A 15,239-nucleotide genomic window follows, 5' to 3' on the forward strand; every position below is an offset into this window, starting at 1 on the left:
CCACGGGAATATCTACGGCAGCAAGCCAGTAATGGGTTAAGTGATAACAGGTGTCTGGAAATATAGGGGCAAATCCATGTATGCACTACAGTCACGCCTCTTATAGAAAGTGCGTATAACTGGATTGTAGTAAGCGATACCGCTCCGGGATAACTGCAACAGAACCGACTGATGAAAATGCGGAAAACACTGAAGCAGGTAAAACTGTTTCTGTCCTTTCATACTCAATCCCCGATATACAGATGTGACAAAACACAAGCCAACCGTGGTTGCTTGTGAGAAATCACGCCCCTATGAAGAGAGACTTTTTACTATTGCGCGAAGTTTATACTACAAGTGGCTTATGCTAAGTTCAACACATAAAACAGATCTTTCGATCTTGATAAATCGATTTTACTTTCATTTATTCCACATATTCAATGGAACGCAGAATATTCATCTTTTGCAGATCTGTTTTTTAGATCGATAGATCGAATGATAGCTAAAACGCAGAATTTCGATCTGTTTTTAAGGCGAAAAGATGCGCAAGCGAACTAAAATAAATATTTTTCTTGCATAATCAATATATTAAATATTATAAGCCCAAAAACTTAATCCCTGTTTTCAGCTTCTGTTCTGACTGTAACGTGGATGCTTTCTGCTGCGTAAACTGCGCCATTCGCTGTTGTTGCTTCAGCAGCATATCAGGGCTGTTCAGTACCAGCTCTTTGCTGGCTGAAGGTGTTCTGTCTACGCCCTTAACCCCCAGATTTTCTAACTGCCACTCATTTCTGTGAACCGTTTTCCAGCCATGCTGAACACCGTTTTTATCGAGCGCCGGGATTTTTACTTCTTTCTGACCAAGTTTCTTCAGTCTGACAAGATCACCTGCTTTAACGCTTTCCCGCGAACATAAGTCCCCAAAATCAGCCCCCCAGTATGTTTTCTCAACCCCCTTGTTAAGAGTCTTTAGCTTTATAAAATGTTGCTTAGACTTTGTTTTATCGTTCTGATAATGGTCATAGCCAATATCAACAACCTCATAAACACCTTTCTGTCTTTTTGGTGCTGTATTATGTGCATCTTTAACAGACTGATTAAGTCCATGCTGTTGCTTATGGGTCGCTTTAACGTCATAACCTTTTAACTTCAACTCTTCACAAAAACCTGTACGAATTTCCCGTAAATCTTTTTTCCTGATGTCAGCGCGTTTACCGTCATTATCTCTGATACGAAAAACAACATGAACGTGAGGATGTTCTTTCTTGTCACAGTGGTATCCAAGAACAAAACGGTGATTAGGATATTTTTTCTGCATCGTTTTCCTGACAGACTCCAGCAAATCTTCAGGCTTTACTTTCGCTGAAACTGGAGGCGAGAAGACAATATTCTGTGTGATTTTTTTATTTTCTTTACCTTTATCATTCATCACATGCTGAGGATCATTAGCACGATCTATCATGTGCTCTTTAGCTTCCAGAATTTCGTCACCCGTCCATACCCGACCGCTTTCACTCATCACTGGTAGCTCTGACTCACGGCTCATATAATCAATACTGTTCCGAATCCCCTGACGAGTAACAGCACCTCCAGATATTTTGACAACAACCTCCTTACTGGCACCCTTGCGGTTGATACGTTCCTGAACATTGCGGCTATAGTTCTTTCCACCATTTTTGACCTTGTGAGCGAAAGCTGACTTACGACCATTTTCTGATGACTTTCGTTTAACACGATATTCTTTATCAACGTAAACGCCCATAATTACATCTCCACTTTATTTGAAACAGTTCTCCCTTTACATAACATAATGTAATTCTCAAACTGATTCTTAAGATTAAAAATTTCTGTTGTAAGACGCTCCGCATCCTGATAGAAACCATCTTTATCAAGAACCCTGGTCTGATCATTAACAATGATATAATGGAAATTACGACCGATCTTATCAATTGAATTACGGCAACGATTCATCATCAGCAGTTCCTGGTCAAAGAAATCCAGTTCATTTTCAAGTGTCGTCTGTATGCGGTAACGACATTCTCGTGATAACGTCCATCCGTGACGATTAGCAGCTCTTTCAATATCAGCCCTTTGTTTACCTGTTAAGTACATCGTTGTTTTGATAAAATCATTATTATCAAAAAACGTATTTATGTCCTTACTGCCAGCTTTACTTTTTAATAAAGCATTTGCTAAAAGTTTCATGCCTTTAGCTACTGTTAAAGCTGGTTCATCTGGATAAAGAGTTTTAAGACAATCCAGCAAATCATTATGCTGATTTTCATCAATTCTGAATTGAACTTTTTTCATAAAATTCTCCGACAAGAACCGACTGTAGGTCACCGGGCAAACGTTGCGGAATGGCGTCAGAGACGTCATTTTGCGGCGTTTGCCCTATCCTGCATCACAGTAAATCTGGCACCGCTCATAAATTGTGCTTGAGCATCAACAAAAATGCAAAAAGGCTGATGTTGTCATGGCTGAACATACGTACGTCTGCGACCGGAACCCCGATCAATGCGGTAAGGACAGTGCCGTCAGGTTCGCTCCGCGAACGGTCTGGCAGGAAGCGCAAGCGCAGTCCCGCGCAATATATCAGAAAGCACCTCCCGAAATACGGGAGGGCTTCGGCTATTCAGCTAAGGTTGCTCTGTTCAGGTTGCTGAGTGTAGCCTTCCATGCCCTGACGGGCATCAAAAAGCCAGCGCCGGAAGTTACTCATTCTTTCAAGGTTAGCTTTGCTTGGTTTTTTGCCACGATTACCACTTAATATCCGCCATACTCGTATTCCTGCTTTATTAGTCCAGTGCAGAACAATTTCTCCTTTGCTGTTAAAAGCAAGAGAAAAGCGTACAGCGCCTTGCCGCAATTCTCCACTGACAAAGGACACAAAATCATGTTTTGTCATAAAGCCTCCGGTTTATTTATCTGTTCTCTTTTGTGCCTTTTTTTCCAGTGCTTTTCTGAGTAATGCCATATACTCAGGAAAGACATGGAATGGCATCAAAGGGAAAACCGGACGCCCACCCTTTTCAACGTCATTTATTGCTGATAATATGCGTTCCGACATTTTATTCCTCGCAATAGAATCAGGTGTCACGGTATCAGGTTGCCCCACAACCTGATACCATCTTTATCTTTACTTTATTAACTTCTCAATTGCTTCTTTTTTTTGCTTTCTCCTGTTCTGATGGTGGGTATGCAAGGTCATACCAGTTATCAATACAACGAATAACTCTTTCTTTAGATAACCCACATTGCTCAAACCAAAATTTTATATTTCGGTTTAATGATGCTTTTGCGCTAAACTCTCTTTCCATTTTCAGACCTTTACTAAAAGGGGGAATATCCCCCCTGATTAATCAGTAGTAAGAAGAAAATCGATGTTTTTCTTCCGGTAGAGTTTTATACGCAGTTTCAAAATCTTCGATTTTGATTGCCAGCTCATCACCAAAATCTTTTATCTGGCGCTTAAGACATTCACCAGTAAAATCATTTAAAACGGGAGTTTTAAAGCCGACCATTGAATCGGTATATTCTGAATTGGCGCGAATCTCGCGAACGGTGACGGTTTTTTTACCGTGAACAGAAAGAACCTGGTAGAAGGTTACATTGGTTTGCTCATAGCCCCAGGATGATACAAAGATATCACCAACAGAGACAGTATCATTTTTAAAAGTTAATACTTTCATTTTTAGCTCCCGCCCAGCTTGGGCTCTGGATGAAAGAGAAACTGTTTCCCTTTCTTGTGTCTCATTATACCTGCATATGCAGGTATGACAAGTTATTTTCTTACCAGTTTATAAACCGGATGCATATTTGCAAGTAGTAATAAATACTGATATTCACCAACAGATAAAGAACGACTGGCCTTACCTGCACTTTCTTTCATCTGCCAGGAATTCAGTTGATAACCAAAAATATCAGCAGCTTCTTTAAGAGTAAGACCTGCCGCAACCCGTGCATTCTTTACTTCTTCAGGTGTAGGTTTATTCTGCATTTTCATCCCCTTTTGTCAGACAATCACACAAAATCCCATTATCCAGAAGTATCAATGATGCCATGTTGAGTTTTTCGTCCATTATCAATTTTCTTACTGTTTTCCTGCTTTTAGTTTTATCAATTGTCTTAACATATTTTAAGACGTGAAAAACCGCATCCCCATCTTCATCCATCGTTCTGATTACATAGGAGTAATTACCTCTGTTTTTCTTAATTATCTTATCTTTATCCATATTATTCCTCATAATAACTAAAAAAGGGGCTTAATGCCCCTTTTTATCTATAACACGGTATGTAACCCTGTTTCCTGTGTAAATAAACACGCTAACTGATCACAATAGATATTATCGAATCTTGAAATATCTTTAACTTCAGCACCACGTACACGAGAAAATTTCACCTGGTACGTATCAGTAAAATCCAGTTTAATTTTTACTAAGTTGATGCCTTTCATTGCAAAATTGGACGGCAAACGGAAAGTTAACCCGCACTCACCGTTTTCATCAAAGTAAGAAAAACTTTTAGCACCAGTCATAACAATAAAACGATTACCACCAAGTTGACGTAAAATCTCTGTGGCTACAGACTTAGCGTAGTTTTGCATTTTTAACCTCCCGCCCACTTTGGGCTCTGGATGAAAGAGAACCTGTTTCCCTTTCTTGTGTTTTATTATACCTGCATTTGCAGGTATGGCAAATTTTTAATGCTCTCGTTCTGACAGTAAACAGTTAATCATTTGATGATTAATCTTAGCGCAAATCTGCGATCTGGTAGACTTCGCTGCTTTCCCTTCTTCCAACAGCAATAACGAGTAAAACGACTTTCTCATCAATAACTTGATATACAAGTCTGTAGCCAGATGCGCGAAGTTTGATTTTATAGCGATCAGCATGACCATGTAACCGGGCTGCGGGTACGCGTGGATTTTCCAGCCGTTCTGCCAGTTTCTTTTTGAATTGTTCACGGATGGTGTGGCCGAGTTTCTGCCATTCCTTCAGTGCTCTGCGGTCAAAAGCCAGTTCATAGGTCATCCAGGTTAACCTTCACAATTTCCGGGTTTTTCATGCGCTCATCAGCAACAGCGTTTAACTCAGCATCTTCAGCGAGTTCCCGATAGTAGGCGTAAAGTTTTGGTGGAACGCAATAGAACGCGGGTTCGTTTCGGTTCAGGATCGCAACAGCGTCCCCTTCACCTTCAGCTACGGTTCCCATAGGATTTTTTTTCAGGTCAGTAATACTGGCCGCTGTGGTTGTCAGAATTTGATAGCTCATAAGCCCTCCGCTTGTCTCATTGGCATAATAGCATCTTTAAAAGCACTCTTAAAAGTGCTTGTGTTGAAAAAAACATCAGAACAGGTGAGATATGGCTCTTTCCGACATCGCCTTAAAACGCTCTGTAACAGGTTCTGAGCGTTTTTTTCCGTTTCGTTGTAGTCAGCCACGGTTTAACGGCGTTTTAACGCCGCTCAACGCTTTTTAGCGGCCTTGTTGCTGTGATCTGTTGCCATGATCCGGATAGGAGTTCAATCTTGATCAAAATTTCCTCAAGGCAACGACTGTTTTGTAAATACCCTCTAAAACGCGCTGTATCGCATTCTGAGCGATTTTTTCGATTTCGCATGGTTTTCATCATGGTTGTATCGAACGAAGCGGCAGAAAGCGATTCAGGGCTTCTCAGTGAAAGATCCAAAAAGGATCAATCAACGGATCGTATGATCTGAACTCTTCTGGTTTTGAGAAAGGAGACACCGCTCGCCGCAGTCGAACGACCGAGCGTAGCGAGTTAGTGAGCGAGGAAGCGGAATAGCACAGGGATTAGATTAGGCACTTACGCACAGTGGTTAAAAAATGAGCATATTGTTTTTATGTGTGGTTGTCTTGGTTCAGAGTGATCTGTCCTCCGGGTTTACGCAAAGTTATCCACAGGCACTGTGAATTTTTTGTTTTGAGCAGAGTTATCCACAGATTTTTTGTGTTTTTTTGCTTATTAAACTTCTTGTTTTTAAGATCTTAAATGTAGATCGGTAGATCTACTTTAAGATCTTTAACTTACTTTAACTTATTCTGCAAACATTGTGCCATCTTTTTTATCAATAATTTCATTAAGATAGGTGTTGTTTTTTGTCGCCTCAAAATGAAAGGTGGATGGGTACGCACTGAAAGGTGGATGGGTACGCACTGTAATTTTCATGAAAGGTGGATGGCTGCGCACTGAAAGGTGGATGGGTACGCACTGAAAGGTGGATGGGTACGCATTTTTCTGTTTTTATTCAGATATTCGTATCTTTGTATCTTCATTTCTTTAGTTCTTTATAGTGCTCTAATTTAACGTATGACGTTAAAAGGTGGATACCTGCGCATTTCTATCATATTGAATATAAATGATAAAAATTCTTTCATGTGATCCGTGTTTTGGTGGAAATACATAAGGTGGATAAACCACTTTACATATTTCCGCCTTTGTGGTTATGATTTCACCATCAGAACTTAAAAACCACAGGTAATGTATGAACTTACTGAGCGTTACAAAGAAAACAAAAATTCGCCACAGAAATGAAATTAACAGCACATTCTCATCGTTGCCTTTGTCTGCCAGAAGAATTTTGTTTATGGCTATGGCGCAGATTGATTCACGTGAAGAGTTATCTGAGGGGGCAACCTTTCGTATTACGGCTCGGGAATATGCATTTATCGCTGATATTGATGTAACAGGTGCTTACCGGCAGTTGAAAGAGGGGGCAGAAGAACTTCAGGCCAGTGTTATTCGCATTCCTCGAAATCAACTTCTCACAGCTCAGGGCAATCAAAGCTCTGGACATACGAAGAAGAGAGGTAAATTACCTTCTGATGCAGTCAGGCTTATGAACCTGACTGCGTTTTGTGATTATGTTGAAAGTGAAGGATATATTGATATTGCTTTTTCACATGTCATTGAGCCATATATCACGATGTTAAAGGATTCTTACACTACTCAGGTTTTGATATCGTCTGTAAGACTCGCTGATCAAAATTCAAACATGCTTTATCAGTTTATCAGGAAACAATACAGCAGTGGTAAAAAGACATTTTTCGACATTGAAGTAGATGTATTAAAGGATGAACTTGAATTATTTAGAATAGATAATGGCGAAAAAGTTTACCTTTATCAGAACTTTAAGGATTTTAATAAGGTTTTTCTGCAAAAAAACATTGAAAAAATAAATCAATATACAGAGATTAATCATCTCGAAGTTAAAATTGTTGAGAGAGTCGCAAGAAGAGCATCAAAGCTAAGATTTTCGTATAAAATAGACAAAGAAAGCGAAGGACTTGATACTAGAATACCGTATGGTTTCAGAGGTGCTTAATATATAAAGGTAAATACACTATGGAGCAAATAAAATTACATAAACAAGGTGGTGCGGCAGTAATTATCATTCCTGCCAGTATGATAGAAAATACAGGATGGGAAGATGGAACCTTATTGGATGTACTAGAAATAAATGAGGCTCTTCATATAAGAAGAAATACAGAATCAGGAGCTTTAGCTACTAAATCTTGTCCTTCTCTTTTTTCATCTACTATGAGGCATGTTAACTACGATAAAATCATTAGATATAATAGCGGATTAAATCTGTTAGTTAATGAGCTGTCATTTTCGGCAAGAATGGTCTTTTTTATTTGTTTATATTATTACTTTGAAAATAAACTTGAATCGGATAAGTCGCTATTGATCCGGGCTGATAAGTATGCAGAATTTGTTGGTGTTGATCGTTCTGTCGCATATAAGCAAATGAAGGATGCAGCAGATTTCTTTTCAAGAAATAAAAATTTAATTACACATTGTGACTATATTTCGAATGAGGGATTGCTTCGTATTATGTTTTCGTCTAAGACGATAGATTATATTACAGAGATAGACTCCCGTAAATATCAGGTTACCGAGCTTCCTCTAAAATCTGCTTTGTCTCTTCAAGGAAGATACTCATGGCCTTTATATCAACTGATAAAATTTAGCCATCTTAAATCTTTCACTATAGGTGTACATGAACTTAAGAAAGAAATAGGTTATATTCAAAATCAAAAGTTTTCTTTCTTTAAAAGAGATGGAATCAATATAGCTATTGATGAAATAACAGAAAGGACAGATGTTAAAAACATTAAATGTGTTAATGCTGAAAGGCAGGGTAGAAGAGTCAGCAAAGTCCGTTTTGAGATCGAAATGAGGTAACTCATGGCTAAAATCTATCAATTCCCCCAGGGGGACGAACGCGGTAAATTCAGGGAAGAAATCGCCAGAGAACGTAAGAAACGTTTTGCGGTGAAAACAGGGAGCACTTTTGTTAAGTGGCTTGGATGGACCTGGTTTTATCTTCGTCTTCTGGTCGCCAGTGTTTTACATTTTATCTCTGTTTTTGTGTTAGCCATTCTTGGCGCGTTTAAATGGGCTGTGTTCTGGCTGGGTGGCATTCTGTGTGTCATAACCTGGTATCATCTCGATCACCAGTTATGGACGCCACAAAATCTGACTATACCGGTGATTACGGCAACCTGGATTTTTGGTCTGTTGGCTGAACCGCTGATGGAGCTGCTCAACAAAACCATGCCCTGGCACAAGTTACTGGTTCCCGAACCTGCGGGCGAAAGCACAGAGAACAGCAGCGAGACGAGCCAGTAATGACGCTACTTAGTCGTTATGCCAGCCCCTGCCTTTTCACTGCGATGCAGGATAGGGCAAACGCCGCAAAATGACGTCTCTGACGCCATTCCGCAACGTTTGCCCGGTGACCTACAGTCGGTTCTTGTCGGAGAATTTTATGAAATATCAGGTGAGAGAATTTATTACTGATAAATATGCGAAGGCTGTTAATATTTTAAAGGATAACCTTAAAGAAAACTACCATGTTTTTTATGGTGTGAGATTAAGTGAGATTCTTTTTCCAGCCAGTGAGTATGGCACTGATGCTTTCTTTAAAGAGTTTGAATTAATTAACAGTGTAATACTTCCATTAGTAATCTTTGATTTAACACAACGCAAGCCAATGATGATTATCAGCTTCGATATGATACCTGATGCCAGTTTGTTGGAAGGAACAAATATTGTGGTTCTTGAATGTACTACCCTCGCCGATCTTCTGACAAATGACAACATTGGTTTTTTATATAAAAGCTAAGAATCTCCTCTCAGTTTATATTTTCTGCTTGGGTTGCCAAGTGTTATCGAGTCTAGTTCATGTGAGTAATGATATGTATGATAATGTGCTGGATTTTTCAGATAATCAGGGAGTGATATTATTTTCCCGTAGCTAATTGCAGAATAAAACCAGTTGCGGAATGTCTCGCTGTTTGTTTTTAAAGCATCTTTGGGAATAAATGCTAATTTTATGTTAGAAACGTAATTAACAGGTTTAAGTGTGGTATGCCTATTTTGTCCAAAGTCTTTTAAAGCATCTGTAAATTCATATTCTGATGTATAATTTTCTGTCTTATTACTAGGGTGTTTTATCTGGAATATGAATGAATAGTAGTTCTGGCCAAGTATTTCAACGGTGTTTGAATTTATGCTCAGTTGTTCAATAACCGCTTCTCTTTTATACTCTAATTTATCTCTGACAGATTGATATACAACCATTGCTGCATGATGTGAACCACCACTGTTTAAAGCTACATATCGGTCAAGCCAAGAGTAATATTTAACATTAATAGGATCGCGAGGGTTGAAACCTTCATGCTCAATGTGCCATATATTATCCTCCCAGTCTGAAATGTTTTCAGCTTTCAGGTTTTTGGCGGGATACATCCCTTCCCCCCATGAATAAAGGTTTTTGAACCAACTACCATTTATTACTTTGTTCCATCCACAACCGAAACTTTTCGAGGCAGTCAGAGACTGTATCTTGTTAAAATCAAAATCCAGAGAGTGGTTTTTATCTGTAGTTATTATGTTACTCAGAATTTCAGCCAGATCCCTGTCAATATATCTTAGTGAGTATTCGCTAAATATATTTTCAAGCTGCAATATGGTGTCTGCATCCGCTGTAGGTTCAACTAACTTAATATCAGCAAGATTTTTAAACGTTGCAGCGGTCAGTTTATGGTGAACTGTCAACCTGTAGAGTTGACAGATTAATTCGGTTAAATATCTCATAGATAATCATCCATACTTCTATGGTTAGAATTTTGCCGATTCCAGTAACCAGTGATTCTTTATGTTTTCATCCTGGCTGTTGTACATCGCCAGCGCTGCTTTGAGAACGGTTGTTTTGCTCTGCCCTGTTCTGATCGCTTCAGCTTCCAGTATGTCTTCAAAATGGGCTGAAAGTCTGAAGTTCATCAACTTTGGTTTACCCACTACAGGCGCTCTGGTAGCGCCGGAGATAAAACGCGCGGTTTCTGCGTTTGTTGCTGGTTGCTGAGATTCATCGATGTTCGGACGGTTTAGTTTTAAAGCCATGACAATTTCCCCTTGTACGGTATGCATTAATAGTAAATATCATACTGTCTTTATATTGTCTTTACAATGTAAAGATTTATAGATGGTATTGATATTACTATAAAATTCCAATTTCCTGCGCTACTAGTTCAATCTGTGCTTTCGCTGTTGAAAGGCTTGATGCCCGGCTAACGTCATGTACCCCTGCCCCTTCATTACAGGCGCTTTCATACACATCCAGCTCGGATATCCGGGTTTTAAGAGGTTGAATCCAGATGTTGTCCGACCGCAGTAATTTATCCAGATCAATGGCCGCTTTTCTGTGGCGGGGTTTTGCTGAGTTGATTCTGGTGAACAGCACCCACGGTTCCAGGGCTGCGTTAGCTTTCTGAGCGGTGCGGATTTTCTCTGTAACACTGGTCAGTGTTTCGCTTTCGAAATCAGAGGACGGCTTAACCAGTGTTACCACGATATCTGATACTGTCAGGGCGCTACGGAACTCCTGGCTGTCGTGGCCGGGGCAATCGACAATGAGGACTTCACACAGCTTACTAAGTCGCTTAATTTCATTGCTGACGTTTCCGTAAGCTGCGTGAACCGGGATAGTGAGTAAGCCGTTATCTGTCCGCTTTTCGTTCCAGCTCAACAGATCGTGGTTTTTATCTGTCTTGAGGATAATTACCGACTTACCTTTATTGACCAGCATTGAGCCTGTGTTAGCCACGTAGGTACTTTTTCCTACACCACCCTTATCTGATACGACAAGCAAGATTTTACCCATTTGAGAATTCCTCTCTTTACGATGTAAATATTATGTAAAGACCGTCTTATCTTTACATTGTGTGTTTTCCGTAAAGATGATTTTGTCTTTACAGTGTCTTTATATTACATAGGATTTACCATGTAAAGCACAAATAAAGACAATTATGTATTTATGTTGTCTTTATCTTGTAAAGATTAACGTGTCTTTATATTGTCTTTACAAGATAAATCAGCACTTGTCTTTACATCATCTTTATGTTGTAGATTTCCATGTGACATTGTCACTTTATGACCAGAGGTCTGTTTTCTGGTTCTTTTAGAGTGTGCCTTTCCTGTCGATCCACTTTCTGGTGCATTTTGGGTATAGTGGTGTGACCTTATGTGAACCGGTTCTGTAATATGACTTCAAATGTACCAACAAGCTTTGTCCGCGCTTATCTGAGAGCTTCAACAGCAGAACAGGATGCTTCGCGTGCCCTGGAAACTATCGAGGCTTTTGCTAGGGAAAGAGGCCTGATCATTTGCAGCTACTATATTGAAAATGAATCCGGCTCCCGTCTTGAGCGCCCGGAACTTTTTCGTCTTCTGAGAGATTGCCAGCAAAATGACATTTTGCTTATCGAGGATGTGGACAGACTTTCCCGCCTGTCAGGGGAAGACTGGAATACGTTGAAGAAAATGATCCGGCAGAAAGACATCCGGGTTATGGCGGTGAATGTGCCGACGACATGGATTAATTCTGGTATGAGTGAGTTTGACAGCCGGTTGTTTGCAGCCATTAACGATATGCTGCTGGATATGCTGGCCGCAGTTGCCAGAAGGGACTATGAACAACGTCGGGAACGCCAGAAACAAGGGATAGAGAAAGCAAGGAAAGACGGCAAATATAAAGGGCGTAAACCTAATCAAGCCAGACATGATGCAATTATCAGGTTGATAGAAAGCGGTAGCTCCTGGACACAGGTACAGAAAGTGCTAGGGTGCAGCCGTGGCACAATAAGCAGTGCGATAAAACGTAAATCCCGGCAATCACTCTAGTGAGTAGGGAAGCTGTTATCCTGAATTACTTTGGATATGGGCATATATGCTGGAATAGGGCACTAGATAAAGTAATTGAGCATGTGAATGTTGTAACTAATTCGGGCTTAGCAGAAAATGCTGTATGTCCAGTCTGTGCTGGAATTATACTGGCAACCATGATCATCACAGGAAGAACAAGTAATAGATGGCGACTGAGTGGGTGGATGTGGCTGATAATGCCGTTAAAATTGGGCTTGGCTCTGCGCTAACAATATTGGGCGGTTATTTGACGCTCAAATTATCACAGCAGCACGAGTTAAGAAAAGAAGCATTAATTCAGCGACGTAAAGATTTTGAGGTGAAAGTTGAGCGTTACGTGAATTTTTTATCCTGTTCAAGAATGATGTTACAGAAATATATGATGTCCTCATTAAGACATGACTGTGAAGATTATATTGAATATACAAGACTGCATGAAACAGTATCCCTTACATGCGCAAGTAATACGATGAGAAAGCTGGCCTTTGATGCTTACAACGCCGTATCTGATGCCTGCACAATGGGAACAGCAAATCGCGATGAAAAAAAACCAGTCAGGGAAAAAGCTAAAGTGGCTTTAGGTAAGTTTCAGGGATTTGCCAGCGAAGAACTACGTCGTGAGAAAGCTGCAATTGAGGTAATGAACAAAAAGCGGGCATTTTGGTCCTTTGGGCGACGAACTGCGCGATGATGGTGTCCGGAACGCGGAAAATCTTGTTTTCTACTCAACAAGAAGAGAGGCAAAAAGAAAGTCGCGTGCTTTTTCTAACACTAAGATACAGAGATGCCGAAATATTTGTCACAAGAAAAACTGGTAACAATGACTATGAAGATGGGATGATTTATGAATGTAATCCCTGAACATTTAATCCTTTTAGAAAAATTTAAATAAAATTTAGTCAAGAAAAGTGAATACGTTTATGTTTCATAAGGAGTTTGTATGCTGGGTACTTCGTTTCAACAGTTTTCGATAGAGGCGCTTCTGGCTAGTGCTTCACTACGCAGTGGACTGACAGCATTGAATAAGTGTAAATATCATGATAAAGGCAGCTTTTATAATGCTTTTTTTCAACTGTCAATTGGTCTGGAACGTTTTTTTAAAATTATTTATGTTGTTCAGTATATGATTGAAAATGATTTGAATAAACCAACATATATTCATTTGAGGAAATTAGGTCATGATATAAGCATTTTACATCAAAATGCAGTAAATATTGCAATCAAATACGAGAAAAGAGACAAAGGCAAATGGGTCTTGAATGATGAGCAATCTGCAATATTGACAATGCTATCGGAATTCGGGAAAGAAACTCGGTATTATAACTTAAATACTATTATTGGAGATAAAAAACTAATGAATGACCCTCTTGAGCAATGGAATTATATTTTGGAGTATTGCTACTGGAAGTATACTTCAACAACTAAAAGAGAAAGATTGAGTCAAGAAGTAATCTCATGGGCTGAGAGAAATCGATTGTATGGTTTTACTAATGAATTTGGCCTCGATGGTCATATTATGACGTATATAGATCAGTATTTATTGAACTGGAAAGTAAACAAAATTTCGCCTTGCATTGCATGGGAAATAATTAGCATGTTGCAACCGTATTACTTTTTGCTAATGAGATTACGAGATACTGTGCAGTTGATGGAACAAGATAAAGGAATTAAAGACCCCTTAGTGCCATACTTTCATGAAATTTTCCCATATTTCCTTTTAGATCGTGCAACAGCGAAAAGACGTAGGAATTGGCTTGATTAGCCGCAATACTATTTCTGGACAGAATGAGTGTATGTCCAAGTCGGGCGAGGAATTAACGAGGGGCGTAAAAAAGGCCGCTTACGCGACCTCAGCCTTTTGCGGTTTTGGCTTGGTGATATACCACGATAGACAACCGACAATAAAACTCATGAACATTCCAGTAAAACGATCATCAATGCCTGGAAACAGGCAACCGACAAACATCGCAACAGGGAAAGGAAGAAGTAAACAGCGCCCCAAAATGCTCATAAAATCCATAAATCCTCCTTTGTTAAAGGGCAGGAAGCGGTTCACTTCCTGCCCTTAGTTACGTTTCCGCTGTCATCAGTCGATGAACTGGCGAATCAGTTCCAGAATTGCAATCAGCGCGTTTGCAACGGCGACCACAGCCCTGAGAACGATGATTAACAAATTAATCATCCGTTTCTCCAGTAAAACTGGAGGAAATCACCGTTGCTTACTCATACACTGCCTGTCACAACGGCTCTCTAGCATTGTTAGGTGTAGAGTGACCTCCTCCTGCCAGAGCACCGAATACAGCACCACCTGTTTATCCAGCCAGGACTTTAAAATCGTTCATACCCGCAGATACGGGAAGAGCAGGATTGCAAGTCAACTACATGACTAACTGACTGATTATACGCTACACAAAACACCCGTTACACCACTAAATGTGGTTCCTTAACCACATTTAGTTGCTTTACAGCACCATAGTGAATAAAATGTAAACGTTAGGTGTAGAGTAACCTTCTCCAGTCAGAGCCACCAACTCAGGGCTGGAAAACACAAAAAAGCCCGATTACCAGTCGGGTTTTTTTGTGCCTGTCGTTCGGCTGTACTTCCGTTTTTTCCCCTTCATTTGAGGGATTTTTCTTTCATTTTTTGTTGCGGCCAATACTGCTGATCGCGTTGGCCAACAGAACGATGCCGTTACCGGCATTATCATGAATCCCGTTTTTTCAGTAAGTTGCAGCATACAAAGTAATTAAAAAAACGTCATTTCTTGTTGATGTATGCAGTAGCGGTGGTGCGCTACGTGAAATCTGGAAAATTTTGGCGGGTAAGTGACTCAATTTTTAAATCTCCGCACCTGTTTTTTTGGGATGTGTCAGCAATTATGACCTGGAGCAGAGGTGCGTCCGACAATAAAAATTCCGATCACAAAAAAATTTTTTGGACATTTTTTCCGATAATGCATTTTTGTCCAGGCGGATATGAACGGCAGGGCAGGACGAAATCTGGAAGTTATCCTGAATTACCCAG

At 39.9% G+C, this 15,239-nt stretch carries 23 protein-coding genes; 7 read left to right on the top strand and 16 right to left on the bottom strand.

Going from position 1 to position 15,239, the window contains the following annotated elements:
* Positions 1 to 574 precede the first annotated feature (574 nt).
* From mobP1 to BEB54_RS23675, 11 genes are all read right to left on the bottom strand, one after another.
* On the bottom strand, positions 575 to 1,741 hold the full coding sequence (mobP1, locus tag BEB54_RS23625) for a MobP1 family relaxase (RefSeq protein WP_070127811.1): 1,167 nt from the start codon (positions 1,739 to 1,741) through the stop codon (positions 575 to 577).
* Between the two features lie 2 nt (positions 1,742 to 1,743).
* A complete protein-coding gene (ddp1, locus tag BEB54_RS23630; protein ID WP_020801480.1) occupies positions 1,744 to 2,289 on the bottom strand; it encodes a DNA distortion polypeptide 1 in 546 nt (181 codons plus the stop codon).
* A 325-nt stretch (positions 2,290 to 2,614) separates the two neighbouring features.
* Positions 2,615 to 2,887, bottom strand: coding sequence for a hypothetical protein (locus tag BEB54_RS23640; RefSeq protein ID WP_000160399.1), 273 nt, complete (start codon positions 2,885 to 2,887; stop codon positions 2,615 to 2,617).
* 12 nt (positions 2,888 to 2,899) lie between these two features.
* Positions 2,900 to 3,049, bottom strand: a complete 150-nt coding sequence (locus BEB54_RS29020; protein WP_000003879.1) for a hypothetical protein — start codon at positions 3,047 to 3,049, stop codon at positions 2,900 to 2,902.
* An 85-nt stretch (positions 3,050 to 3,134) separates the two neighbouring features.
* Positions 3,135 to 3,299, bottom strand: coding sequence for a hypothetical protein (locus tag BEB54_RS29025; RefSeq protein ID WP_236943379.1), 165 nt, complete (start codon positions 3,297 to 3,299; stop codon positions 3,135 to 3,137).
* Between the two features lie 42 nt (positions 3,300 to 3,341).
* Positions 3,342 to 3,671 carry a hypothetical protein gene (locus BEB54_RS23650; protein WP_000866649.1) on the bottom strand — a complete coding sequence of 110 codons (330 nt, stop codon included), beginning with the start codon at positions 3,669 to 3,671 and terminating at the stop codon, positions 3,342 to 3,344.
* 92 nt (positions 3,672 to 3,763) lie between these two features.
* Positions 3,764 to 3,979 carry a hypothetical protein gene (locus tag BEB54_RS23655; protein ID WP_097721800.1) on the bottom strand — a complete coding sequence of 72 codons (216 nt, stop codon included), beginning with the start codon at positions 3,977 to 3,979 and terminating at the stop codon, positions 3,764 to 3,766.
* A complete protein-coding gene (locus BEB54_RS23660) occupies positions 3,969 to 4,214 on the bottom strand; it encodes a hypothetical protein (RefSeq protein ID WP_097721802.1) in 246 nt (81 codons plus the stop codon). The genes BEB54_RS23655 and BEB54_RS23660 overlap by 11 nt, the downstream gene beginning before the upstream one ends.
* A 47-nt stretch (positions 4,215 to 4,261) precedes the next feature.
* Positions 4,262 to 4,585 (bottom strand): hypothetical protein, encoded by a 324-nt coding sequence (locus BEB54_RS23665; protein WP_001181902.1) that lies wholly within the window; start codon positions 4,583 to 4,585, stop codon positions 4,262 to 4,264.
* A gap of 145 nt (positions 4,586 to 4,730) precedes the next feature.
* Positions 4,731 to 5,012, bottom strand: a complete 282-nt coding sequence (locus tag BEB54_RS23670; protein ID WP_000220560.1) for a type II toxin-antitoxin system RelE family toxin — start codon at positions 5,010 to 5,012, stop codon at positions 4,731 to 4,733.
* On the bottom strand, positions 5,002 to 5,253 hold the full coding sequence (locus BEB54_RS23675; RefSeq protein ID WP_000121743.1) for a type II toxin-antitoxin system Phd/YefM family antitoxin: 252 nt from the start codon (positions 5,251 to 5,253) through the stop codon (positions 5,002 to 5,004). Before BEB54_RS23675 ends, BEB54_RS23670 begins: the two co-directional genes overlap by 11 nt.
* 1,235 nt (positions 5,254 to 6,488) lie before the next feature.
* On the opposite strand from BEB54_RS23675, the gene BEB54_RS23685 reads away from it, so the two are divergent.
* The 4 genes from BEB54_RS23685 (at position 6,489) to ddp1 (BEB54_RS23700) (ending at position 9,134) form a co-directional block, all read left to right on the top strand.
* Positions 6,489 to 7,328 (top strand): replication initiation protein, encoded by an 840-nt coding sequence (locus tag BEB54_RS23685; RefSeq protein WP_001352874.1) that lies wholly within the window; start codon positions 6,489 to 6,491, stop codon positions 7,326 to 7,328.
* Positions 7,329 to 7,348: 20 nt separating this feature from the next.
* Positions 7,349 to 8,191, top strand: a complete 843-nt coding sequence (locus tag BEB54_RS23690; RefSeq protein WP_097721804.1) for a replication initiation protein — start codon at positions 7,349 to 7,351, stop codon at positions 8,189 to 8,191.
* A gap of 3 nt (positions 8,192 to 8,194) precedes the next feature.
* A complete protein-coding gene (locus BEB54_RS23695; protein ID WP_001074379.1) occupies positions 8,195 to 8,638 on the top strand; it encodes a hypothetical protein in 444 nt (147 codons plus the stop codon).
* Between the two features lie 70 nt (positions 8,639 to 8,708).
* The gene (ddp1, locus tag BEB54_RS23700; RefSeq protein ID WP_201796247.1) at positions 8,709 to 9,134 is read left to right on the top strand and encodes a DNA distortion polypeptide 3; all 426 of its coding nucleotides are present in this window, start codon (positions 8,709 to 8,711) and stop codon (positions 9,132 to 9,134) included.
* Here the strand turns inward: ddp1 (BEB54_RS23700) and BEB54_RS23705 are convergent.
* The 3 genes from BEB54_RS23705 to BEB54_RS23715 all read right to left on the bottom strand — a co-directional run bounded on the left by BEB54_RS23705 (position 9,131) and on the right by BEB54_RS23715 (position 11,174).
* Positions 9,131 to 10,108: a DUF6685 family protein gene (locus BEB54_RS23705; protein ID WP_105282301.1), complete on the bottom strand. Its 978-nt coding sequence runs from the start codon at positions 10,106 to 10,108 to the stop codon at positions 9,131 to 9,133. The genes ddp1 (BEB54_RS23700) and BEB54_RS23705 overlap by 4 nt on opposite strands.
* Before the next feature lie 24 nt (positions 10,109 to 10,132).
* Positions 10,133 to 10,414 carry a hypothetical protein gene (locus tag BEB54_RS23710; RefSeq protein WP_001185482.1) on the bottom strand — a complete coding sequence of 94 codons (282 nt, stop codon included), beginning with the start codon at positions 10,412 to 10,414 and terminating at the stop codon, positions 10,133 to 10,135.
* 97 nt (positions 10,415 to 10,511) lie between these two features.
* Positions 10,512 to 11,174, bottom strand: a complete 663-nt coding sequence (locus BEB54_RS23715; RefSeq protein ID WP_000516402.1) for a nucleotide-binding protein — start codon at positions 11,172 to 11,174, stop codon at positions 10,512 to 10,514.
* Between the two features lie 380 nt (positions 11,175 to 11,554).
* Between BEB54_RS23715 and BEB54_RS23720 the strand changes: the two genes are divergently transcribed.
* From BEB54_RS23720 to BEB54_RS23730, 3 genes are all read left to right on the top strand, one after another.
* The gene (locus BEB54_RS23720) at positions 11,555 to 12,193 is read left to right on the top strand and encodes a recombinase family protein (RefSeq protein WP_097721782.1); all 639 of its coding nucleotides are present in this window, start codon (positions 11,555 to 11,557) and stop codon (positions 12,191 to 12,193) included.
* 187 nt (positions 12,194 to 12,380) lie between these two features.
* Positions 12,381 to 12,905 (top strand): hypothetical protein, encoded by a 525-nt coding sequence (locus tag BEB54_RS23725; RefSeq protein WP_015059096.1) that lies wholly within the window; start codon positions 12,381 to 12,383, stop codon positions 12,903 to 12,905.
* Between the two features lie 249 nt (positions 12,906 to 13,154).
* On the top strand, positions 13,155 to 13,976 hold the full coding sequence (locus BEB54_RS23730; protein ID WP_074568659.1) for a hypothetical protein: 822 nt from the start codon (positions 13,155 to 13,157) through the stop codon (positions 13,974 to 13,976).
* Between the two features lie 78 nt (positions 13,977 to 14,054).
* Here BEB54_RS23730 and BEB54_RS23735 read toward each other — a convergent pair whose 3' ends face one another.
* Positions 14,055 to 14,234, bottom strand: a complete 180-nt coding sequence (locus tag BEB54_RS23735) for a hypothetical protein (protein WP_000347021.1) — start codon at positions 14,232 to 14,234, stop codon at positions 14,055 to 14,057.
* Between the two features lie 66 nt (positions 14,235 to 14,300).
* Positions 14,301 to 14,396, bottom strand: a complete 96-nt coding sequence (gene dqlB, locus BEB54_RS29750; protein WP_000609147.1) for a DinQ-like type I toxin DqlB — start codon at positions 14,394 to 14,396, stop codon at positions 14,301 to 14,303.
* Between the last annotated feature and the right edge of the window lie 843 nt (positions 14,397 to 15,239).

Origin of the sequence: Escherichia sp. MOD1-EC6021 (genome assembly GCF_002965245.1) — a bacterium.
Classification (GTDB): domain Bacteria; phylum Pseudomonadota; class Gammaproteobacteria; order Enterobacterales; family Enterobacteriaceae; genus Escherichia; species Escherichia coli_F.